At 70.3% G+C, this 20,972-nt stretch carries 19 protein-coding genes; 10 read left to right on the top strand and 9 right to left on the bottom strand.

The genetic code is table 11. The features are described from left to right. Positions 1 to 96 precede the first annotated feature (96 nt). Complete coding sequence (locus AB0B28_RS18275; RefSeq protein WP_360122526.1) at positions 97 to 1,290, top strand: glycosyl hydrolase family 18 protein; 1,194 nt, start codon at positions 97 to 99, stop codon at positions 1,288 to 1,290. 57 nt (positions 1,291 to 1,347) lie between these two features. On the opposite strand, the gene AB0B28_RS18270 is transcribed toward AB0B28_RS18275, so the two are convergent. Further along, positions 1,348 to 2,076: a TetR/AcrR family transcriptional regulator gene (locus AB0B28_RS18270; RefSeq protein WP_360122523.1), complete on the bottom strand. Its 729-nt coding sequence runs from the start codon at positions 2,074 to 2,076 to the stop codon at positions 1,348 to 1,350. 111 nt (positions 2,077 to 2,187) lie between these two features. Here AB0B28_RS18270 and AB0B28_RS18265 point away from each other — a divergent pair, with 111 nt between their 5' ends. Continuing rightward, positions 2,188 to 3,390: a DUF418 domain-containing protein gene (locus AB0B28_RS18265; protein WP_360122520.1), complete on the top strand. Its 1,203-nt coding sequence runs from the start codon at positions 2,188 to 2,190 to the stop codon at positions 3,388 to 3,390. A 99-nt stretch (positions 3,391 to 3,489) separates the two neighbouring features. Here AB0B28_RS18265 and AB0B28_RS18260 read toward each other — a convergent pair whose 3' ends face one another. Then, the gene (locus AB0B28_RS18260; protein ID WP_360122517.1) at positions 3,490 to 4,266 is read right to left on the bottom strand and encodes an MHYT domain-containing protein; all 777 of its coding nucleotides are present in this window, start codon (positions 4,264 to 4,266) and stop codon (positions 3,490 to 3,492) included. Between the two features lie 280 nt (positions 4,267 to 4,546). Further along, positions 4,547 to 6,208, bottom strand: coding sequence for a fumarate hydratase (locus tag AB0B28_RS18255; RefSeq protein WP_360122514.1), 1,662 nt, complete (start codon positions 6,206 to 6,208; stop codon positions 4,547 to 4,549). A 250-nt stretch (positions 6,209 to 6,458) separates the two neighbouring features. On the opposite strand from AB0B28_RS18255, the gene rpsF reads away from it, so the two are divergent. Genes rpsF through rplI form a run of 4 tightly spaced genes read left to right on the top strand, consistent with a single transcriptional unit; the run spans position 6,459 to position 8,060 of the window. Beyond that, positions 6,459 to 6,749 (top strand): 30S ribosomal protein S6, encoded by a 291-nt coding sequence (gene rpsF / locus AB0B28_RS18250; RefSeq protein WP_360122511.1) that lies wholly within the window; start codon positions 6,459 to 6,461, stop codon positions 6,747 to 6,749. Between the two features lie 40 nt (positions 6,750 to 6,789). Beyond that, positions 6,790 to 7,293 carry a single-stranded DNA-binding protein gene (locus AB0B28_RS18245; protein ID WP_360122508.1) on the top strand — a complete coding sequence of 168 codons (504 nt, stop codon included), beginning with the start codon at positions 6,790 to 6,792 and terminating at the stop codon, positions 7,291 to 7,293. Positions 7,294 to 7,339: 46 nt separating this feature from the next. Beyond that, positions 7,340 to 7,585: a 30S ribosomal protein S18 gene (rpsR, locus tag AB0B28_RS18240; RefSeq protein WP_270116456.1), complete on the top strand. Its 246-nt coding sequence runs from the start codon at positions 7,340 to 7,342 to the stop codon at positions 7,583 to 7,585. 13 nt (positions 7,586 to 7,598) lie between these two features. Continuing rightward, entirely contained in the window at positions 7,599 to 8,060 is a 462-nt protein-coding gene (gene rplI, locus AB0B28_RS18235; RefSeq protein WP_360122504.1) for a 50S ribosomal protein L9, read from the top strand. A gap of 51 nt (positions 8,061 to 8,111) precedes the next feature. Here rplI and AB0B28_RS18230 read toward each other — a convergent pair whose 3' ends face one another. After that, on the bottom strand, positions 8,112 to 8,501 hold the full coding sequence (locus AB0B28_RS18230) for a hypothetical protein (protein WP_360122501.1): 390 nt from the start codon (positions 8,499 to 8,501) through the stop codon (positions 8,112 to 8,114). Between the two features lie 322 nt (positions 8,502 to 8,823). Here AB0B28_RS18230 and dnaB point away from each other — a divergent pair, with 322 nt between their 5' ends. Further along, the gene (gene dnaB, locus AB0B28_RS18225) at positions 8,824 to 10,269 is read left to right on the top strand and encodes a replicative DNA helicase (protein WP_360122498.1); all 1,446 of its coding nucleotides are present in this window, start codon (positions 8,824 to 8,826) and stop codon (positions 10,267 to 10,269) included. 223 nt (positions 10,270 to 10,492) lie between these two features. Here the strand turns inward: dnaB and AB0B28_RS18220 are convergent, their stop codons facing one another. The 3 genes from AB0B28_RS18220 to AB0B28_RS18210 all read right to left on the bottom strand — a co-directional run bounded on the left by AB0B28_RS18220 (position 10,493) and on the right by AB0B28_RS18210 (position 13,275). Continuing rightward, entirely contained in the window at positions 10,493 to 11,779 is a 1,287-nt protein-coding gene (locus AB0B28_RS18220; RefSeq protein ID WP_360122495.1) for a glycosyltransferase family 87 protein, read from the bottom strand. A 252-nt stretch (positions 11,780 to 12,031) separates the two neighbouring features. Next, positions 12,032 to 12,433: an ATP-binding protein gene (locus AB0B28_RS18215; RefSeq protein WP_360122492.1), complete on the bottom strand. Its 402-nt coding sequence runs from the start codon at positions 12,431 to 12,433 to the stop codon at positions 12,032 to 12,034. A gap of 116 nt (positions 12,434 to 12,549) precedes the next feature. Next, positions 12,550 to 13,275, bottom strand: coding sequence for a glycerophosphodiester phosphodiesterase family protein (locus AB0B28_RS18210; protein ID WP_360122489.1), 726 nt, complete (start codon positions 13,273 to 13,275; stop codon positions 12,550 to 12,552). A 122-nt stretch (positions 13,276 to 13,397) separates the two neighbouring features. Here AB0B28_RS18210 and larB point away from each other — a divergent pair, with 122 nt between their 5' ends. Genes larB through AB0B28_RS18195 form a run of 3 tightly spaced genes read left to right on the top strand, consistent with a single transcriptional unit; the run spans position 13,398 to position 15,945 of the window. Next, on the top strand, positions 13,398 to 14,084 hold the full coding sequence (larB, locus tag AB0B28_RS18205; RefSeq protein ID WP_360122486.1) for a nickel pincer cofactor biosynthesis protein LarB: 687 nt from the start codon (positions 13,398 to 13,400) through the stop codon (positions 14,082 to 14,084). After that, entirely contained in the window at positions 14,081 to 15,526 is a 1,446-nt protein-coding gene (locus AB0B28_RS18200; RefSeq protein ID WP_360122483.1) for a LarC family nickel insertion protein, read from the top strand. Before larB ends, AB0B28_RS18200 begins: the two co-directional genes overlap by 4 nt. A 44-nt stretch (positions 15,527 to 15,570) precedes the next feature. Next, positions 15,571 to 15,945: a PH domain-containing protein gene (locus tag AB0B28_RS18195; protein ID WP_360122480.1), complete on the top strand. Its 375-nt coding sequence runs from the start codon at positions 15,571 to 15,573 to the stop codon at positions 15,943 to 15,945. Positions 15,946 to 16,034: 89 nt separating this feature from the next. On the opposite strand, the gene AB0B28_RS18190 is transcribed toward AB0B28_RS18195, so the two are convergent. Both AB0B28_RS18190 and AB0B28_RS18185 read right to left on the bottom strand, forming a co-directional pair. Beyond that, positions 16,035 to 17,567: a multicopper oxidase domain-containing protein gene (locus tag AB0B28_RS18190; protein ID WP_360122477.1), complete on the bottom strand. Its 1,533-nt coding sequence runs from the start codon at positions 17,565 to 17,567 to the stop codon at positions 16,035 to 16,037. Positions 17,568 to 17,833: 266 nt separating this feature from the next. After that, positions 17,834 to 20,968, bottom strand: a complete 3,135-nt coding sequence (locus AB0B28_RS18185; protein WP_360122474.1) for an AAA family ATPase — start codon at positions 20,966 to 20,968, stop codon at positions 17,834 to 17,836. Between the last annotated feature and the right edge of the window lie 4 nt (positions 20,969 to 20,972).

Here is a 20,972-nt window from a genome sequence, read left to right as displayed (position 1 = left end):
TCGGATTTTCCCCCTCCCTGAGACCTTGACAAACTTCGATGTGACGGACACGATGAGGGACATACATTTAGGAATCTTTAAATATCTGGAGGACCCTTGCGACTCTCGCGCAGAGCGGCGATCACCGCCGCCACCGCACTCGCGACGGCCGTGGCCGCCATCGCGGTCCCCGTCGCCTTCGCCCACCAGGCAGGCGCTCAGGCCGTGTGCGAAAGCGCCGCCTGGCAGTCCGGCTCGGTCTACGTCGGCGGCGACCGCGTCTCCCACCAAGGCCGCGAGTACCGCGCCAAATGGTGGACCACCGGTGAGACTCCCGGCACCACCGGTGAATGGGGCGTGTGGGAGGACCTCGGCGCCTGCGACGGCTCCGGCCCGACCGACCCGCCCACCGAAGTGCCCACCGAAGAGCCGACCGGCGGCCCCGGCCAGGAGGACGTGCTGCTCACCGGCTACTGGCACAACTTCGACAACGGCTCGGGGGTCATGGAGCTCAACCAGATCCCCGCCGCGTACGACATCGTCGCCATCGCCTTCGCCGAGTCCACCTCGACCCCCGGCCAGGTCGACTTCGCGCTCGACTCCAGCCTGCTGAACGCGGGCTACACCGAGGCCGAGTTCAAGGCCGACATCGCCGCGATCAAGGGCCAGGGCCGGGACGTGATCATCTCGGTCGGCGGCGAGAAGGGCAACGTCACCATCAACGACGGCACCACCGCCGCGGCCTTCTCCTCTTCGATCATCGCCCTGATGGACGAGTACGGCTTCAACGGCGTCGACATCGACCTCGAACACGGCATCAACCCCGGCCCGATCGAGACCGCGCTGCGCTCGATCTCGGCGGCCAAGCCCGGCTTCGTCTACACGATGGCGCCGCAGACGATCGACTTCCAGTCCGCGCAGGGCAGTTACGCGCAGCTGGCGATCAACACCAAGGACATCCTCACGATCGTCAACATGCAGTACTACAACTCCGGGTCCATGCTCGGCTGCGACGGCCAGGTGTACGCCCAGGGCGACATCGACTTCCTCACCGCCCTGGCCTGCATCCAGCTCGAAGCCGGACTCGACCCCAGCCAGGTGGGCCTGGGCCTGCCGGCCGTGCCCAGCGCCGCGGGCTCGGGCTACGTCAACCCGACGATGGTCAACGACGCTCTCCGGTGCCTCCAGACGCTGCAAAGCTGCGGCGACTTCGTGCCCGACCAGGCCTACCCGGGCATCGGCGGGGCCATGACCTGGTCGATCAACTGGGACAAGACGAACGGCTACAACTTCGCCAACACCGTCGGCTAGACCGCTGCTCCCTGAGATGGGACCGGCCCCGCTCGCAGAGCGGGGCCGGTTCCGCGTTCAGTCCGCTTGCGCGGCGACGCCGTCGAGGATGAGGTCGAGGCCGAAGCGGAAGTCGACGTCGGCCGAGTCGGCCCCGGTGTCGGCGAACGTGTCCGAGGCGAACAGCGCCGCCGCGTCCGGGAACCGCTCGGGGTCGACCAGCGCGGCCATCGCCCGGCCGTAGGCGAGTTCGGCGCCGGCCTGGTCGAGGCCGGTGCCGCTGCGCCCGGCCGCGAGGCTCTGGGCGAGGCGGGCCATGCCCTGCACGTAGTCGCTGACGATCATCACGATGCGGACCTTGGGGCCCCAGTCGAGGCGGCTGCGGCGCATCGAGCGCAGGCCCGCGTCGAACCAGGCGATGCCGTTGGGGCCGCTGGGAGGGCCCGCAACGCGCAGGTCGGCGAGCCAGGGGTGGCGCTCGATGCGATCGGCGAGGGCCTCGGCCCAGGCGGCGAGGCTCTCGCGCCAGGGGCCTTCGGGGAGGTCGGGGGGCGGTCCGACGCCGTCCTCCATGAGGGCGATGAGCTCGTCCTTGGAGCCGACGTGCCGGTAGAGGGACATCTTGGTGACGCCGAGGGCCTCGGCGACCTTGGGAAGGGTGACCTCGGCCAGGCCGCCCTGGTCGGCGAGGGCCACCGCGGCGTCCACGACGGCGTCGACGTCGAGGCGCGCGGGCCGCCCGAGCCGGGTCTGCGAAGGGAGGCGCCACAGCCTGGCCAGTTCGATCGGCACCTCGGGCTCGTCCATGTCGCCTCGTCACCTCCGCATCGGATTCGGGGGTCATCATCGCACACCTATTTAGTGTCTCTAGGATACTATCTTTGGGACACTAAATCCTCTAGCTTTGGAGGCACCCCGGTGACCGCCGATCTGCAATCCCCGCCGCGCACCGCGCGCGGGCCCGTCAACGCCGCCGAGCGGGCCCTCGCGCCCGACCTCGCCCGCGGCGCGATGCTCCTGCTCATCGCCCTGGCCAACTCGGCCGGGGTCTTCCTCGCCGCCGGGCCGGGCCTCGAACCGAACCCCGAAGGCGCCGAGCGCGTCTACAACTTCCTCATGGTCGAGCTCGTGCACGCCCGGGCGTTTCCCCTGTTCGCGCTCATGTTCGGCTACGGTCTGGTGCAGCTCGCGCGCCGCCAGGCAGCCTCGGGCGCGAGCGAGGGCCAGGTCCGCTCGGTGCTGCTGCGCCGCAACGGCTGGCTCATCGTCTTCGGCGCCCTGCACGGCCTGCTGCTCTACTCCGGGGACTTCCTCGGCGCGTACGGCCTCATCGGGATCGCGTTCACGCTGGTCCTGCTCCAACGCTCGGACAAGGTCCACCGCTTCGCGCCGTGGTACCTCGCGGTCGGCCTCGCCTACGTCGCGGCCCTGGCGTTCATGGCCTTCGCATCGTTCGCCCCAGGGGACGCGTCCGCCCCGGTCAGCGCGTTCCCGTCGGTCCTGGCCGACACGTACTGGGCCTCACTGGTCGAGCGCGCCGCCGAGTGGCCCGCGCACACGCTCATGCTGCTGCCGATGATCCTCATGGTCTGGGTCGGGGCGTGGGCCGGACGGCGCCGCCTGCTCGAAGAGGCGGGCCGCCACCTGCGCCTGCTCGGCTGGGCCGCCGCGGGCGGGTTCGCGATCGCCGTCGCGGCCGGGATGCCGATGGCCCTGCTCTCGGCCGGGTACCTGAGCGTCGACGAGGAGACGGCCGGACTGGTCAAGATGCTGTACGAGACCGCCGGGTTCTTCGGCGGGATCGCCTACGGGGCCGTGTTCGGCCTGGTCGCGCACGCCTTGACCCGCCGCGGTCGCCTGGGCCCGGTCACGACCGCCGTCAGCGCGCTCGGCCAGCGCTCGCTGAGCGGCTACCTGTTCCAGTCGGTGGCCTGGATGGTCCTGGCGATGCCGTTCACGCTCGCGCTCGGCGAGCGCTTCGGCAGCCCCTTGATCGTCTCGGGGGTGTGCGCGGTCGCGGTGTGGCTGGTGACGGTCGCCGCGTCGGATCTGATGCGGCGCTTGGGGTATCGCGGTCCGGCCGAGACGCTGCTGCGGCGCCTGACCTACGGGAAGCGGTGAGAGCGCGGCCCGGGCGCCGCGGCGTCCGGACCGCTCGGGCGGCTTCGACCTTGATGACCCCGATGGGGTGCGGTGCGGTCCCAGAGGGCCCGTGCCGCTTCAGTTTCCGCTCGCGAAGCCCTGCTCGATCGAGGACATGCGCGCTTCGGTGCGCAGTTCCTCCTCGGTCGGGACGGTGACCACGGTGAAGATGAGCACGAGCAGCACGATCGCGGTGAGGGTGGCCATGGGGAAGATGAGGTCCATGGAGTGCGCGCCGTGGGCCTGCTCACCGGATTGGCCGCCGATCTGGACGCCGAGCATCGCGGTGTAGTGCATGAGGTTGACCGCGAGGGCCATCACGACGGCGGCCAGCCACATCGCGGCCACGCGTTCGAGCCGCCAGGCCATCCACAGCGCGGTCGTGGCGGCCACGACGGCGATCACGACCGCGGCGGCGACGTAGCCGGTGCGGTGCACGAGTTCGACTTCGGAGCTGAGCGCGGCCATGCCCATGTAGTGCATGGCCGCGACGCCGACGCCGGTGAACAGGCCCGCGCACGCGAGCTTGAGCACCGAGTAGCGGCCGAGGCCGATCACGAGCAGGCCGCAGGCGACGACCACGACGGCGGTGACCGCGCTGAGGGTGGTCAGCAGCGGGTCGTACAGGAGCGAGGCTTCGGCGATGTCGAAGCCGAGCATCGCCACGAAGTGCATGACCCAGATGCCGGTGCCGCCGATGGCGAACGCGGCAAGGACCAGCCACAGAGCGCGGCGGCCGAGGGCGTCCTGGCGGCGGGCGTGGCGGGCGATGAACAGGCCCAGGGCCGAGCCGGTCATGGAGACGACGAAGGCCACGGGGAGGGTGATGTAGCCGTGGTTGAAGTGTTCGATCATGGCGATTCCGGGGGGATCGGGCGGGACGAGGCTGCGAAGCGGGCGCGGCAGCGATCGAAGCCTAACCTCGCCGGGCCTTCGGCGGGGTTCCCGAGATTCTCCCCATTCGCCTTGTACCTGCACTGATGCGGCACTTCGCGGCGGGATCGGACGGGCCGATTCGAGGCAAAACCAGGTGTTACCGGTCATGCGCCGCGCGGGTTTTCACCCGCGCGGCGTCCGATTCCGACCGATCGTCCCGAATCGGACCGACCGTTGGGCGTCCCCCGAAAGGGTGAGACTACGAGATGCTGATGCGGGGCCTCCGGCCCACGGTGAGCACCGGCTGGCGGGTGGCCTCGTAGAAGTCGTTGCCCTTGTCGTCGACCACGATGAACGCCGGGAAGTCCTCGACCTCGATCTTCCAGACCGCCTCCATGCCCAGCTCGGGGTACTCCAGGACCTCCATGGACTTGATGTTGTCCTGCGCGAGCTTGGCCGCGGGGCCGCCGATGGAGCCGAGGTAGAACCCGCCGTGGGACTTGCACGCGTCGGTGACGCGCTGCGAGCGGTTCCCCTTGGCGAGCATCACGAACGAGCCGCCCGCGGCCTGGAACTGGTCGACGTAGGAGTCCATGCGCCCGGCCGTGGTCGGCCCGAACGAACCCGAGGCGTAGCCCTCGGGGGTCTTCGCGGGCCCGGCGTAGTAGACGGCGTGGTCCTTGAGGTACTGCGGCATGGGCTCGCCGGCGTCGAGGCGCTCCTTGATCTTGGCGTGCGCGATGTCGCGGGCGACCACGAGCGTCCCGGTGAGCGACACGCGGGTCTTCACCGGGTGCTTGGAGAGCTCCTCGCGGATCTCGCTCATCGGCCGGTTGAGGTCGATGCGAACCACGTCCTCGTCGAGGTCGTCCTCCTCGACCTCGGGCACGTACTTGCTCGGGTCGGTCTCCAGCTGCTCCAAGAACACGCCCTCGGCGGTGATCTTGGCCATGGCCTGGCGGTCGGCCGAGCAGGACACGGCGATCGCGACGGGCAGGGACGCGCCGTGGCGCGGGAGGCGGACGACGCGCACGTCGTGGCAGAAGTACTTGCCGCCGAACTGGGCGCCGATCCCGAACTGGCGGGTCAGGCCCAGCACCTCTTGTTCGAGTTCGACGTCGCGGAAGCCGTGCCCGAGCGCCGACCCCGCCGTGGGCATCGAGTCGAGGTACTTCGTGGAGGCGTACTTCGCGGTCTTGAGCGCGTACTCGGCGCTCGTGCCGCCGATGACGATCGCGAGGTGGTAGGGCGGGCACGCGGCGGTGCCGATCTGGCGGAGCTTCTCCTCCAGGAATCGCATCATCGCGTCGGGGTTGAGGATCGCCTTGGTCTCCTGGAACAGGAACGACTTGTTGGCGCTGCCGCCGCCCTTGGCGATGAACATGAGCTTGTACGCGTCGTCGCCGTCGGCGTACAGCTCGATCTGGGCGGGCAGGTTCGAGCCGGTGTTCTTCTCGTCCCACATGGTCACCGGGGCCATCTGGGAGTAGCGCAGGTTCAGGTCGCGGTAGGCCTGCCACACGCCGCGCGAGAGGTGCTCCTCGTCGCGGCCGTCGGTCAGGACGTGGCGGCCCCGCTTGCCCATGACGATCGCGGTGCCGGTGTCCTGGCACATCGGCAGGACCATGCCTGAGGCGATGTTGGCGTTCTTGAGCAGGTCCATCGCCACGAACCGGTCGTTGCCGCTGGCCTCGGGGTCGTCGAGGATGGAGCGGAGCTGCGCGAGGTGGGCCGGGCGCAGGTAGTGCGAGATGTCCTTGACCGCTTCGGCGGCGAGGGCGGTGAGGGCCTCGGGCTCCACGGTGAGGAAGCGCCTTCCGGCGGCCTCGACGGTGCCCACGCCCTCCTTGGTGAGGAGGCGGTACTCGGTGGTGTCCGGTCCGGTGGGAAGCAGGTCGGTGTATTGGAACTGCGCAGTCACGCGTTCCAACTTAGCGCGAAGCGTGATCGGCTTCGATGTGAGGCGAAGCTCAGTCCCGCGCCTGCCTTCGATTGTCGGACCCTGGCGGTAGCGTCACACCCAGGTGGCGCGGCGCGGCCGCACCGCCTGCGAGCAGGTACGATTGCGCGGTTGTCCTCTCCGAGCCGCTTGGCCCGGGAAGGCACACGCAAGTGATTCCTCCTGCTGCGGAGAGACCGCAGCCGATGAGACCAAAGGAGGTGGAGCGATCTTGCGGCATTACGAACTCATGGTCATCCTCGATGCGAACATCGAAGAGGCCCAGGTCAGCCCGACGCTGGAGAAGTTCCTCAAGGGCGTCAAGGACGCCGGGGGAACCGTCGACAAGATCGACGTCTGGGGCCGGCGCCGTCTCGCCTATGAGATCAACAAGAGCAACGAGGGCCTCTACGCCGTCGTCGACCTGCAATCCGAGCCCGGTCCCGTCGCTGAGATGGACCGTCAGATGCGGCTCAACGAGTCGGTGCTGCGGACCAAGGTGCTGCGACCGGAGCTTCGGTAACCCGACCTTTGCAACTGCGAGACCTTAGGGAGAAGAGGTCATGGCAGGAGAAACAGTCATCACGGTTATCGGCAACCTCGTCGACGACCCCGAACTGCGTTACACGCCGTCCGGTGCCGCCGTCGCGAAGTTCCGCATCGCATCGACCCCGCGCACGTTCGACCGCGAGTCGAACGCGTGGAAAGACGGTGAGGCTCTCTTCCTCACCTGCAGCGTCTGGCGCCAGTACGCCGAGAACGTGGCCGAGTCCCTCTCGCGCGGCACCCGCGTGATCGTGCAGGGCCGGCTCAAGCAGCGCAGCTACGAGACCCGCGAGGGCGAGAAGCGCACTGTGTACGAGCTCGACGTGGACGAAGTCGGTCCGGCTCTGCGGTTTTCCACCGCGAAGCTCAACAAGACCGGCGGCGGTTCCGGTGGTGGCGGTCGTTCCTTCGGGGGCGGCGGCAATTCCGGTGGTTCCGCGCCCGACGACCCTTGGGCCTCGGCCGCCCCGGCCGGCGCGAGCGCCGGCAACGCGGGCTTCGACGAGGACCCGCCGTTCTAACCGGGCCCCGACCCGGAACGATCTCGAGTAAGAGGCAAGACGACACATGGCCAACCCGAAATCGGCTCCCCTGCGGAAGCCGAAGAAGAAGCCGAACCCGATTGACAAAGAGGGTATCGAGTACATCGACTACAAGGACACGGCGCTGCTTCGGAAGTTCATCTCCGACCGCGGCAAGATCCGTGCCCGCCGAGTGACCGGTGTGACCACCCAGCAGCAGCGCCAGATCGCCGCGGCCGTCAAGAACGCCCGCGAGATGGCCCTGCTCCCGTACACCAGCCAGACCCGCTAGGAAGGAGCGTCTTATGAAGATCATTCTGACTCATGAGGTGCCCAACCTCGGTTCGGCCGGTGACGTGGTCGAGGTCAAGAACGGCTACGGCCGTAACTACCTGCTGCCGCAGGGCTTGGCGATCGCCTGGACCAAGGGCGGTCAGAAGGAAGTCGACGCGATCCAGCGCGCCCGCGCGGCCCGCCAGATCCACGACCTGGACAAGGCCCGCTCCATCGCGGACCAGCTGAAGCAGACTGACGCGCACATCGTCGCCCGCACCGGCGACGGCGACCGTCTCTTCGGGTCCATCACCGCCGCTGACGTGGTCAAGGCCGTCGACGAGGCCGGGGGTCCCAAGATCGACCGCCGCCGCGTCGAGCTGACCTCCGCCATCAAGGCGATCGGCACCTACGACATCGCCGTGAAGCTGCACCCGGAGGTGACCGCGAAGTTCAAGCTCCAGGTCACCCCGGCCAAGCGCCGCAAGAAGTAGGCCAGAAGCGAAGGCCCGCAACCGGTACCGGTTGCGGGCCTTCGTCATGCCTCAGATGACCCACCCGGCGGTCCGCAGGATCACCGTGACCAGGCCGGCCCCCAGGATCGCCGCGGCCGAACCGGCCACGCCCGCCCGCCAGCCCGCGCGCGGCAGGCGCAGCAGCACGGCGACCAGCAGGCTCGCGGTCAGCGAGGACAGCGTCCAGGCCCACCCGCCCGCGACCGCCGCGCCCACCCGGCCCGCGACCGTGCAGCCGGTCTCGGCGCACTTGGCGTCCACAGGGGGCTGGGCCACGACCCACACCAGGTAGACCAGTACCGGCACCGCGTACCAGGCCAGCGTCACCAGCAACGTCGGAGTGAACGCGCGCTCACCGGGCCGGTCGTCGCCCTCGGGGTCGAGCCGGGGCCTGCGCTCGGGGCGCTGGGGGGCGTTCATGCGCCGAGGTCTCCTCTGATCCGTGCCGGGGTCTGCCTCACTCTAGTACCCAAGTTGGCACGAACGAATTTCCGTCCACAGGCAGTGGACAACGAACGCACAGCTCAAGCAAGTGAACCGAGGACCGTTCGGGTCTGTGTCCACAGGTTGTCCACAGGCCGGGGGCGGGTTATCCACAGGTTGTCCACAGGTTTGTCCACAGCCCGTCCACAGGTCGGTTTGCAACGGTGCCGGACGCGACATAGCGTCGTTGACGCCGCGGTTCTGTCGTATGCAAGCGGTACATTCTCCATGAACGCACGGTGACCGAGGGGGTGAGGGCATGACCGACGTGTCGACGGAAGGCGCCTATTCGCGGGGCGCGAACGGCTCGGGCGGCTCCTATTTCGACACTCCCCCCGAGGACCCCTTCGCCAGCGGCGGAGGCGGCGGCGGTTCGCGCGCGTTCGAGCGCACCCCGCCCCAGGATGTCCAGGCCGAGATGTCGGTGCTCGGCGGCATGCTCATGAGCAAGGACGCCATCGCCGACGTCATCGAGGTCCTCGGCTCGGGCGACTTCTACCAGCCCAAGCACGGCATGGTCTTCGACGCCGTGATCGAGAAGTTCGGCAACGGCGAGCCCGCCGACGCGGTCACGATCGCCGCGGCCCTGGCCGACTCGGGCGACCTCGCCAAGATCGGCGGCGGCCCTTACCTGCACGACCTGCTCAACGCGGTGCCCACGGCCGCGAACGCCGGGTACTACGCGAAGATCGTCAAGGAGAAGGCCATCCTGCGCCGCCTCATCGAGGCGGGCACCAAGGTCGTCCAGTACGGCTACGGCGGCGGCCAGGGCGGGCGCGACATCGACGACCTGGTCGACCTCGCGCAGCAGGCCGTCTACGAGGTCACCGACAACCGGCAGAGCGAGGACTTCGCGGTCCTGTCCGACCTGCTCCAGCCCGCGATGGACGAGATCGAGGCGATCGGCGCGAGCCAGGGCCTCATGACCGGCATCCCCACCGGTTTCGCCGACCTCGACCGGCTCCTCTCAGGACTCCAGGCGGGCCAGCTCATCATCGTGGCCGGGCGCCCCGGCGCCGGCAAGTCAACGGCCGCAATGGACTTCATGCGGCACGCGTCCTTGCACCACCGGCACGCCGCGGCCCTGTTCTCGCTCGAAATGAGCAAGCTCGAAATCGTCATGCGTCTTTTGAGCGCCGAGACGCGGGTGCCGATGCACGTCCTGCGCTCGGGCGATTTGTCCGACGACGACTGGACGCGCCTGGCCAAGCGCATGGGCGACATCTCCGAGGCGCCGCTGTTCGTGGACGACACGGCCTCGATGACCATGATGGAGATCCGGGCGAAGGCGCGGCGGCTCAAGCAGCGCCACGACCTCAAGCTCATCGTGGTCGACTACCTCCAGCTCATGACCTCGCCGAAGAAGACCGAGTCGCGCCAGCAGGAGGTCTCCGAGATCAGCCGCGGGCTCAAGCTCCTGGCCAAGGAGGTCGAGTGCCCGGTGATCGCGGTCGCCCAGCTCAACCGCGGCCCCGAGCAGCGCACCGACAAGCGCCCGCAGCTGTCGGACCTGCGCGAGTCCGGTTCGCTGGAGCAGGACGCCGACGTGGTGATCCTGCTGCACCGCGAGGACTACTACGACAAGGAGTCCCCGCGCGCGGGCGAGGCCGACTTCATCGTGGCCAAGCACCGCAACGGCGCCACCGACACGATCACGGTCGCCGCGCAGCTCCACCTGTCGCGTTTCGTCGACATGGCCGTCTGAGCAACTTCGCAAATCCGGCACTAGCCTTCAAAACGGACACCTGGGGACCCCCCAATTCAACTATGCCGCAGGGGTACGACATCGCCTGAAAGGTTACGTCCCGAACGCGGGCCGGTCCGCCGTAAGGTGCCGTGCGCCGCGGCTCGGACGTGTGGGAGCCAGTGGTGCGGCGGGACGGCGGCATGGCCGGAACGGTGTGGAGCTGGCGCGCGGCGGCTCGTGGTCAGCGCCACCACTCGACCGCGAGCGAGGGGCCGGGGCCGGTTTCGTGTTCGAGTTCGTCCACCGCCTCGTCGTCCTCGGGCTGGTCGGCGAAGAGGGCGGCCGTGGCGGTGCCCGCGATCGCGTCGCGCAGCGGGAGCCACCAGCCGAGCAGGACCACCGGGTACAGCAGGTACCCGAAGCGGGTCGAGGGCATGAGCATGAACGCGGCCGAGAGCCCGGTCGCGCACCACAGCGCCGCGGCGGCGGCCGAGGCCGGAGGCCGCGTCCACAGCAGCCATGCGATCACCAGCGCGGCCACGCCGAGCAGCGCCGGGGCGATCACGCCGCCGCCGGGCAGGTGCTGCGCGATGAGGAACCCCGGCAGCGGCGACTGCGCGGGCGAGGTGACCACGCCGTGGCCGAGGCCGAACGCGAGCACGTTGTCGAAGAACCCTCGCGCGTCGAAGACGAGTACCGGCAGCATCGTCACCGCGACCGGGATCGCGAATCCGGCCAGGTAGCGCCGCAGGTCACGGCGCCACAGCAGGAACGCCAGTACCACGGCCACCGGCCACGCGAACAGTTTGAGCGCCGCGGCCGCGCCGATCGCCAGACCGGCCGCGAAGGACCGCTCGCGGTGCGCGAACGCCAAAGCGAGGACCATGAGGGCGACGACGGGCATGTCGTCGCCTCCGGTCGCGAACGTCAAGGCGCACACCGGGAACAGGAAGGTCGCCTGGATCGCTCGCAGGAGCGTGCCCTTGCCGGCCTGACCGGCCAGGAGCCGGGCCGCGCCGACGGCGCAGGCGAGGGCGGCGAGGAGGAAGTAGAGGCGCGCGTCGGTCCACCAGTGGTGGCCGCCGAGCGCGGCGGGGATGCCGAAGAGGGCCATGCCGGGCTGGTAGGGGTTGTAGCCCAGGAGCGGTTCGGGAAGGGCGGCGATGGTGTCGGCGTGGAGGTAGGGGCTGCCGGTGTCGATCAGGCGGGTCGCGGAGGCCTCGACGACGAGGACCTCCTCTTGGGCGCGGCCCGGGGTGCCGTTCGCGCGCTCGACGGCCATGACGACGAGAGGGATCGCGGTGACGGCGGCGGCGGTGGCCCCGGCGACGAGGGCGCGGCGCCTCCAGAGTTGGCCGGGCTGGGCGAGGAGAACAGCGGCGCAGATCGCGGCGGGGAGGTAGCCGCCGAAGGCGATCGCGCCCCACCCGGCGTGGGAGTCGAGGGTGGTCCACAGCGCGGTCGCGCCCGCGAAGAGGGCGGCCAGGCCGTAGCAGGCGAGGTCGATGAGCACGGGTCGGTTGGACACCCGGACAGCGTACGGGGACGGCGCGAACGGCGTTTCCGGGCAGCACCGAGGTCCTCGGCCCCTGGGGTAGTGGGCCCCGGTTTTCAATGGTCCCGGCAGGGTGTGACATTTCCGGAGGTTCGCGAAGCCGCGCAACGGAAGTGAGACGGAGGTCTCACAGCGGGGGCGCGAGGACGAGAGGGGAAGCGCGGGTCGGCGAAGCGGCGGCGGTCGGCCAAGGGAAGCCGGTCGGCGAAGCGGCTGCGCCTTCAGTCAGCGGAGGGGGATTCTGGCCCAGACTTCTTGGCTGCCGTCGCCGAGGGTGCGGGCGCCCCAGTCGTCGGACAGTTTGGACACGATGAACATGCCGCGGCCGTGGGCCGAGTCGAGGTTGACCGCGCATACGTGGGGGTGGGTGCGCGAGCCGCCGTCGACGACGCGGACCTCGACGTCGGCGGGGCCGAGGGTGTAGGTGACGCACAGTTCGCCGCCGGGCAGGGGCCGGGCGTGGCGGACGGCGTTGGAGACCAGTTCGGTGGCGCACACGAGGAGGTCGTCGCGGGCCTCGTCGGGGAGGTCGGGGAGCGAGTCGCGGAGCCAGCGGCGGACCTGCCCGGGCGCTCCGGACTGGTGGGGGACGCGCAGCCGCTCTGGTGCCGGTATCGCAGCGGGCATCGCGTTTCCCCTTCCTTCCGACGTGCCGTGGGGAGGCTATACAGCAACCTACCTGTTGCCGCGCCATGACGCCAGCATTACCGTCGGACCCCGAGTCCGTCTTGTCCCACCGCGTTTCAGCCGCTGAGGGTCTGCCTCACGGCCGCGGGCCGGTCGGTGAAGATGAGGTCGACGCCGAGCCCGGCCATGCGATGAGCCGTGTCGGCGTCGTTGACGGTCCAGGTGTACACCTCGTAGCCCGCCTCGTGGCTGCGTTCGACGAATTCGGGGCTCGACTCGATGTAGTCGACGCGTGAGGACAGCACCTGGACGCCCTCGGGCGGGCGGCGGAACGGGTACTCGAAGATCCACACCAGGGGCGTGTCGACGTCGAGCCTGCGCCAGGTCTTGAGCGCGGCGCGCGAGAAGGACATCACGGTGACGTCGAGCCCGGGCCAGCGCCGCAGGGTCTCCCACAGGCGCAGTTCCAGGCGGGGCCCGAACTTGGAGGGGTGTTTGGCCTCGATGAGGAGTTTCAGGTCCTTCCCGGAGTCGACGACGAGCGCGAAGAGCTCTTCGAGGGTGGGGATGCGCTCGGCCTCGGGGTTTCCGGCGCAGTCGGGGTGGTTGTGGGCGAAGTTGAGTTCGCGCAGCTGGGCGAGGGTGAGGTCGGCGACCGCGCCTTTGGCTCCGGCGGTGCGTTTGACGGTGCGGTCGTGGTGGAGCACGAGGTGGGCGTCGGCGGTCAGGCGCAGGTCGAACTCGAACGCGTCGGCTCCTTCGACGATGGCCTGCCGGAACGCGGCCAGGGAGTGCTCGGGGAGGAACTCGTTGGCGCCTCGATGGGCGGCGATCAGCGGCATCGACACTCCTTGACGATAGTCGGTGCCGGAGACACGCGAGGGAACGCTGCGGGCGGGACGGGTGTGCGGGTCGTGGACGGTTCGGGTGGCGGTTCGCATCCCGAGCGGGAGAGGATGGGTTCGTGCATTTCGAGGGGGAGGCCTACCGCGACCTGGGCTGGGCCAAGATCGACGTCGGGCGTCCGGCCCGGACCGGGACGGCCGAGGCCGTGTACGCGGCGGGGAAGACGCCTGAGCAGGTCGTGGGCGCTCTGGCCGCGTTGCGTGAGGCGCATCCGGCGCGGGTGGCGGTGGCGACGCGCTGCGACGCGGCGTGTGTGGAGGCGGTGCGGGCCGCGTTCGGCCCGGAGGTCCTGGTGGAGTCGGGCGTGTGCGCGGTCGGGGCGTTCCCGGCCGCGGAGGCCGGGCCGCTCGCGGTGGTGTGCGCGGGGACTTCGGACCTGCCGGTGGCCAGGGAGGCCGAGGTGGTGGCGCTGGCGAACGGGATCGACGCGCGGCTTGTCGCCGACGTGGGCGTCGCGGGTCTGCACCGGCTGCTCGACAAGGTCGGGGAGCTGCGGGAGGCGGCCTGCGTGATCGTGGTGGCGGGCATGGACGGGGCGCTGCCGAGCGTGGTGGCGGGCCTGGTGAGCGCGCCGGTGGTGGCGGTGCCGACGTCGGTCGGGTACGGGGCGGCGTTCGGGGGGCTGGCGCCGCTGTTGACGATGTTGAACTCGTGTTCGCCGGGGGTGTCCGTGGTGAACATCGACAACGGGTTCGGGGCGGCGATGAGCGCGGCCCGGATCCTGGGTGTGAAGGCGGAGCGGTGACGGTCGCGTGGTTGGACTGCTCGGCTGGTGCCAGCGGTGACATGTTCCTGGGGGCGTTGGTCGACGCCGGGGTCGGGTTGGACGTGATGCAGGCGGCGGTGGACGCGCTGGGGACCGAGCCGGTGCGGTTGCGGGCCGAGCGGGTCGCGCGGCACGGCCTTGCGGGTGTGAAGGTGCACGTCGAGGTGCCGGAGGTGGCCACGGATCGGCGGTGGCGGGCGATCCGGGCGATGCTCGAGGGCGCTGGGCTCGACGAGCCGGTGCGCAAGCTCGCGTTGGGGGCGTTCGCGCGGTTGGCGGCGGCTGAGGCTGCGGCGCACGGGATCGACGTGGAGGAGGTGCATTTCCACGAGGTGGGTGCGCTGGATTCGATCGCGGACATCGTTGGTGCGGCCGCCGGGTTGGCGGCGTTGGGGATCGAGTCGGTGACCGCTTCGACGGTGACTGTCGGCGGGGGGACGACGCGCGGGTCGCACGGGTCGATTCCGCTGCCTGCTCCTGCGGTGCTGGCCGTGCTCGCTGACGCGTTCGCGCCGGTGGTCGGCGCGGTGCCGTACGAGGCGTGCACGCCGACGGGAGCGGCGATCATCGCGGCGGCGGCTTCGGATTACGGGCCGCTGCCGGAGATGGTGGTGGAGCGTGTGGGCGTCGGGGCGGGCGGTCGCGACCCGCAGGAGCGGGCGAACCTGCTGCGCATCGTGATCGGGCGGGAGGTTCGGTCCACTCGGGTTGCGGCCCATGCGCATCGGCACCGGGTGGGTGCGGCCGACGAGTCGCATCCGCACGGCAGCGCGGATGCGCGGGAGCCGCATGGGCACTCGCACGACCGCCACAGCCACAGCCACAGCCACAGCCACAGCCACAGCCACAGCCACGAGCAAGTCCACCACGGCGACCACGGCGACCACGGCGACCACGGCGACCACGGCGACCACGGCGACCACGGCGACGGCCAGGATCGCACCGAACTCCTTGCGCGGCAACCCGCCGCTTCCGCTCCTCGGCCCGTCGTGATCGAGACCAATGTGGATGATCTTGACCCGCGCGTCTGGCCCGCCGCGCTCGCGGCGCTGCTCGACGCCGGGGCCTCAGACGCTTGGCTCACACCGATTCTCATGAAGAAGGGCCGTCCCGCGCACACCGTGCACGTGCTGTGCCGGGCCGAGGCGGTCGACGCGGTGCGGGCCGCGCTGGTGCGGCACACCACCACGATCGGCATGCGCTCCTACGAGATCGACAAGTACGCGCTCGACCGGGAGTACACCTCGGTGGTCGTGGACGGGTGCGAGATCGGCGTCAAGATCGCGCGCCAGGACGGCGAGATCGTCAACGCCTCAGTCGAATACGAAGACGCCGCCGCGGCCGCGAAGGCACTCGGGCGGTCGGTCAAAGTGGTCATAGCGCAAGCCACGTCCCTTGCGGCACAGCACTATCCGCGCTGAAACGGTGTCAAGCGACACCAGCTCGCACCCGATATCCTGCCCGCATGATCGATTTCAAGAACGGCTCGGTATTCAAGCTCAAGCTCACCGAGAAGCCCGGCTTCGCCAATGAGGTCCAGCCCCTGCTCGTCGACGATGAAGAGGTCGCGCTGGTCTTCGAAGGCGTGCGCGACTTCGTGGTCTTCACCAACAAGCGGATCATCGCCGTGAACGTCCAGGGCATCACCGGCCGCAAGCGGGACTACTCGATCCTGCCCTACAGCAAGATCCAGGCCTACTCGGTGGAGACCGACGGCCTCATGGACAACGACGGCGAACTCGACCTGTGGTTCTCGGGCCTGGGCAAGGTGCGCTTCGAGTTCAAGGAGAACGTCGACCTGCCCGCCATCGCCAAGCACATCGCCTCCAACTCCCTTTAGCTTCAAGGCGGGCGGGCCTTGGGTGCCTACGTCCGGCCCGCCCGCCTCGCCGCCCGGAGCCCGACCCGGGCGGCGGCGCTCCCTCGGCCTCAGCCGTGGGCGTGCGCCGAGTCGACAGTCGGGACCTGCCCGATCTCCTCCCCCTCGCCGAGGACCACGAACTGGCCCATCATCCCTGCGTCCTCGTGGGCGAGGATGTGGCAGTGGTACATGTAGGGCACGTTGGGGTCCGTGTACTCGCTGAAGCGCATCGCGATGCGATAGTGCCGCTTCGGGATCAACTGGATCGTGTCCTTCCAACCCCGCATGTGCGGCTCCGGCTCCTCCCCGTTCACGTCGAGCACCTGGTACTGCACGTCGTGCACGTGGAAATTGTGCGCGTACACGTCCGAGTTCGAGACCTCCCAGACTTCGACGGTGCCCTCGCGGACGCCGAAGTCGATGCGCTGCATGTCCATCGACTCGCCGTTGATCTGGTTGAAGCCCGAGAGGGCGAACCGGCGCTCCTCGGCGACCTCCGCATCGGCCAGGTCGGGGGCGGTGCTCATGACCGCAGGGACCTCGGTGTCGTCGCTTAGCGAGTCGGCCGCGCGGAACCTGCAGACGTCGAGCTTGTCGTCCCCGCCGTTGAAGCGGTTGAACGGGCCCTGGTGGGCGTCCTCCAGCGGGTAGGAGCGCAGATCGACGGTGTCGCCGGGCTCGAACGCGACCACGATCTCGGCTCGCTCACCCGGTGAGAGCGGGAGCCGCCGGGTCTCCCAGGCCTCCGGCAGGAGGCCGCCGTCGGTGGCGACCAGCTGGAACGGCCGGTCGTCGCTGAAACCGAAGTTGTAGATGCGGGCGTTGGAGCCGTTGAGCAGGCGCAGGCGGACCAGCCGGGTGGTGACGTCGAAGTAGGGGCCGAGGGTGCCGTTGACCATCACCTCGTCGCCGATGGTGCCCTGGGTGCCCATGAACCGGCCGCCTTCGACCATCTGGTTGTTGCCCACGAACTTCTTGTCCTGCACCACCATCGGCAGGTCGTCCACACCGTAGGTCTGCGGCAGGCCGAGCGCCTGCGACTCCTCGTCGTCGATGATGATCATCCCGGCCAGGCCGCGGTAGACGTGCTCGGCGGTCTCCCCGTGCGGGTGCGGGTGGTACCAGAGGGTCGACGCGGGCTGGTCGATCATCCACTGGGGCGCCCAATCGCCGCCGGCCTCGACCATCTGATGCGGCCCGCCGTCCATGACCGCGGGCAGGTGCATGCCGTGCCAGTGGATGGAGGTCGCCACGTCGAGCGAGTTGCGCACCGCGAACGCGACCTCGTCGCCGCGCTCGACCCGGATCGTCGGGCCGAGGTAGTCGCCGTTGACGCCCCAGGTGTCGGTGGCCTTGCCGTCCTTGAACTGCGTCGCGCCAGCCCGGATCTCCAGGTCGAACACGCGTGAGCCAGAGGAGTCGGTGACGGATTCGGCCAGCGGGGGGACCACCAGGGGCTTGTCGAAGTCGATCTTGCCGAAGGTGTCGATCCTCGATGCCGAGTACACCCAGGCGAACGCGCCCGCGCCGCCGAGCGCAATGGTGCCGATACCGATGCCCCCGCCGATGAGGGTCCACTTGAGTGCTTTACGCCGCTTCATGTCCGCAATACTCGTGCGCGGGCCCGACCCCGGCATCGGGCGAGAGAGGTCAATCCGCATACCACCGGAGGACTACGCGGACCGGGCGAGTCAACCCGCAGTAGCGGTCGGAAGCGGCCAGGCCACGCCGAACGCCGCAGAAGGAAGGTGCGGCGGTGCGGCGGTGCGGCGGTGCGGCGGTGCGGCGGTGCGGCGGTGCGGCGGTGCGGCGAATGATCATCGCAGGCCCGCCCACGCCCACGCCGCGACGATTGCGGGGCGAGAGGTCAGGAGTCGGTGAGGTAGCCGCGGAGGTGGGCCGCGTTGACCGCTGCCGCTCGGCCCGCCACTTCGAGTTTCGCCATCGCGCGGGAGAGGTGGACGCTGACCGTCTTCTCGGAGATGAAGAGTTCGGAGCCGATCTGGCGGTTGGTGAGGCCCTTCGCCACCTGGCGGATCACCGCGAGCTCCCTGGGAGTCAACGGGGTCGAGGTGGGGACCTCGGCGTCGAGGCGGGCGCGTTTGGCCAGGGCCCCGAGGGCCTGGCACAGCGGTTCGGCGCCGAGGCCGAACGCGGTGGCCTTGGCCTCCTTGAGGACCGCGGCGGCCTCGGTGCGGGACTCGTTGCCGGGCAGTGCGAGCAGCGCTTCGGCGAGTCGCCATTGGGCGTAGGCCTGCCGGTACGGTTCGGCCCAGTGGCGGCCTGAGGTCTCGGCCGTTTCGAGGGCGGCGAGCGTCTCGGAGGCAAACGGGTCGTTGAGCGCCAGTTCGAGGCGCTCGGTCTCGTCGAGCGCGATCCCGGTGCCGGTGGCGACGAAGCCGGGCGCGGCGCTGCGGTAGTCGAAGGCCTCGGCGGCGGCGCGCCACAGGTCGGGGTCGCCGTCGGAGTTCAGGCGGGATTCCTCCGCGGCGAGCTGGGCGAGCCAGGCGCGGCCTTCGGGGCCGAGGGTGCCCGAGAGCGGCCGGCCGTGTTCGAGGAAGAACCGGGCCCGCTCGCCGAGGCGCTCACCTGCGGCGACGGCGGCTTTGGCGCCGTCGAGGTCGCCGCCTTGGCGGCGTTCGTGGGCGAGGTCGGCCGCGGCGCCGACGCCGGCGACGCACACCGAGAGCCCGGCGAGGTAGTAGCCCCGCATGCGGGTCATCCACTCGGTGGCCTGCTCGGCGCGGCGCAGCGCGTCGGCGGGGCGGCCCCGCCAGCGGTCGAGTTCGGCGCCGCACAGCGAGGCGAGCGCGAGGACCTGGCCGTCGAGCTGCCAGCGGTCGGCGAGGTAGTCCAACCGGCGGTCGGCGGTCTCGAAGCGGCCGCGCGCGACGTCGACGAGGAGGACGGCGGCGGTGAGGCGGGTGAGGACCACGCCGGGGAGGACGCTGGAGGCCATCTCGCTGCTGGCCTCGGCCTCGTCCCAGCGGCCGAGCATGTAGGCGCACATGACTTCGCGGACGGCCAGTTCGATGCCGAACCCGCTCCATTTGTCGCCGGTGCGGCGGGCCAGGTCGGCGCCGCGTTCGAAGTGGACCAGCGCTTCGTCGAGGCGGGCGTGCTCCATGAACACCAGGCCGTTGCGGAAGTGGGCGCGCAGTTCGACCTCGTACCAGCCGATGCCGCGCACGAGCGCGAGGGCTTCGGAGTGCTTGGCGACCGCTTCGTCGGCGGTGAGGCGGCCTCGGCGGAACTCGGCGGTGGCGACGCTGAGGATCGCGTCGGCCTTGGCGGCGAGGTGGGCGGTGTCGTCGCCCATGGCCCCGGTGCTGGCCTCGGGGTCGACTCCGGCGGCGGTGATGGCGTCGGCGGTGGCGATGGCCTCGGCGGCCCAGCGGGCGGGGGCGTCCTCGTCCCGGTAGCGGTTGGCGTCGCTGGTGCGGGCGAGGATGGCCTGGCTCCAGGCCTTGACGGCGTGCGGCTCGTCGTCCTTGACCAGTTCCCACGCCTCCATGGCGACGCGGTGGGCGTCGGGCTCGTCGCCTTCGATGGTGAGGAGGTAGCGGGCGTATTTGCGGCGGGTGGAGGCCCTTTGGACGCGGTCGCCGGAGGCGTCGGCGAGGGCCACGGCGGCCGCGGAGTAGGACTGGGCGCGTTTGATCTCGCCGGAGGCCTCGGCGTTGGAGGCGGCGCGAAGGAGCAGGCGCAGCTCGGTGATGCCTTCGGGGCGTTTCTCGGCGGGGACGCGGTTGAACAGGGCGAGCGCGCGTTCGAGGTGCAGGAGCGCTTCGGCGGGGGCGGCGAGCTCGACCGCCTCGTTCGCGGCGCGCACGGAGGCCGAGAGCGCGCAGGGGAAGTCGCCGGACTCGTTGGCGTGGTGGGCGAGTTCGGCTTCGGCGCCCTTGCCGTCGTCGTCGGCGAGGGATTCGGCGATGCGCTGGTGGAAGCGGATGCGCTCGCCGGGGAGGAGGTCGGAGTAGACCGCTTCGCCGAGGAGGGCGTGGCGGAAGGCGTAGGTGTCGGCGCTCTTCTGGACGATGATGCCGTGGGAGATGGCCGCGCGCAGGGCCTGGTCGAGTTCCCTTTCGTGCCGCAGGCCGGTCTCGTCGAGGAGGGTCCAGGCGGCGGCGTTGAGTCGGCGGTAGGTGAAGCGGCGGCCGAGGACGGAGGCGAGGCGGACGACCTGCTTGGCGGCTTCGGGGAGGCGTTCGAGGCGGGCGAGGAGCACTTCGGCGAGTTCGAAGGTGACGGTGTGGGTCTCGGCGGCGGCCAGTTCCTCGGCGAGGAAGGCGTTGCCCTCGGAGGCGGCGGCGATCTTGGAGACGGTCTGCTCGTCGAGCCCGGTGTTGAGTTCGCGCACGAAGTCGGCGGCGTGCTGGGCGTCGAAGGGGTCGAGGTGGAGGCGCTGCACGGCGGGGAGTCGCACGAGTTCGGCGAGGAGGGGCCGGAGGGGGTGGCCGCGGTGGAGGGCGTCGGCGCGGTAGGTGCCGACCAGGAGGAGGCGCTGGGCGGTGAGCCGGGAGGTGAGGAACGCGAGGAGGTCGCGGCTGGAGCGGTCGGCCCAGTGGAGGTCTTCGATGACGATGGCGACCGGCTGCTCGGAGGTGAGGTCGGCGAGGGCGGCGTGGAGGGCCTCGAAGAGGCCGAGGCGGCCGAGGTCGCCTTCGGCGGCGACGGGGTGGCCGGGCAGGAGGGGGCGCAGGCCGGGATGGGCGGCGACGAGGTCGGGGAGGTCGCGGGCGAGACCGCCGACGATCTCGGCGAAGGGCAGGTAGGGGAGGGCGGAGTCGGCCGTGTCGAGGCAGTGGCCGGTGACGGTGCGGACACCGTCACCGGCGTGGTCGGCGAACTCGTGGAGGAGCCTGGTCTTGCCCACGCCCGCGTCTCCGGAAAGGAGCACTGTCGCGGGGCGGCCTCGCTTCGCGGCGTCGAGGGCGTCCCGGAGGGCGGCCAGTTCGGCGTCGCGGGCGAAGAGCGGAAGGTCGGAACCCAGGCGCGGCATGTCA

Source organism: Glycomyces sp. NPDC046736 (assembly GCF_040645615.1).
Classification (GTDB): domain Bacteria; phylum Actinomycetota; class Actinomycetes; order Mycobacteriales; family Micromonosporaceae; genus Glycomyces.
The sequence above is the reverse complement of the archived record's forward strand: the minus strand, read 5'-3'. Positions and strand labels throughout refer to the sequence as shown.